Origin of the sequence: Sinomicrobium pectinilyticum (genome assembly GCF_003725735.1) — a bacterium.
In the GTDB taxonomy this organism is placed as follows: domain Bacteria; phylum Bacteroidota; class Bacteroidia; order Flavobacteriales; family Flavobacteriaceae; genus Sinomicrobium; species Sinomicrobium pectinilyticum.
The window spans coordinates 1-305 of the sequence record NZ_RJTM01000061.1; the positions used below are offsets into that span (position 1 = coordinate 1).

The window sequence follows — 305 nt, forward strand, 5'->3', positions numbered from 1 at the left end:
GTGGTGATCACTGCTGCGGGGCGGGACAGTTTGCTGGATATCGGTCTGGTCTTACTTCTTATCGTACTTTTTCATAACCTTTTCGGTTATACGCTGGGGTATTGGTATGCCCGTTTTTTTCGTTTGCCGGAGCGTGATGCCAGGACGGTAGCCATAGAAGTGGGGATGCAGAACGGGGGCCTGGCATCGGGGATAGCGAATTCGATCGGGAAGATTGCCACGATGGGCCTGGCGCCTGCCATTTTCGGTCCCTTGATGAACGTTACCGGTTCCATACTGGCCTCGTACTGGCATAAGAAGGAACC

1 protein-coding gene is annotated in these 305 nt (G+C 53.8%); it reads left to right on the forward strand.

All coding sequences use genetic code 11. The features are described from left to right. Positions 1 to 305 (forward strand): bile acid:sodium symporter family protein (locus ED312_RS08885; protein WP_394342858.1); only part of this gene is annotated, 305 nt, incomplete at both ends.